The following is a 390-nucleotide window of genomic DNA, read 5'->3' on the forward strand; positions in this document are numbered from 1 at the left end:
GTCTACAAGGCCGTGCTGGCGCTCGACGCCGCTGCCCGGGAGGGACTAAACCCGGTCCTGCTGGAACTGGTGCAGATCCGGGCCTCCCAGATCAACCGGTGCGCGTACTGCATCGACTACCACGTCGGGGACGCGCGCAGGGCGGGCGAGAGCGAGGACCGGCTCCACCAGCTCAGCGCCTGGGAGGAGTCCAGTCTCTACACCGCGAAGGAGCGGGCCGCGCTGGCGCTCACGGAGGCCGTCACCCGACTGCCCGGCGGCGTGCCGGACCGGGTGTACGACGAAGCCGCCCAGCACTTCGAGGAGAAGGAGCTGGCCCAGCTCATCGCGCTGATCTTAACGGTCAACACGTGGAACCGGATGAACGTCACCACGCGCAAGACGCCGGGC

At 69.0% G+C, this 390-nt stretch carries 1 protein-coding gene; it reads left to right on the forward strand.

Going from position 1 to position 390, the window contains the following annotated elements:
• Positions 1-390: carboxymuconolactone decarboxylase family protein (locus ACSNOK_RS33475; protein WP_436784540.1), on the forward strand; the 390-nt coding region annotated here is incomplete at both ends.

Origin of the sequence: Streptomyces sp. URMC 126 (assembly GCF_051386555.1) — a bacterium.
Lineage (GTDB): Bacteria > Actinomycetota > Actinomycetes > Streptomycetales > Streptomycetaceae > Streptomyces.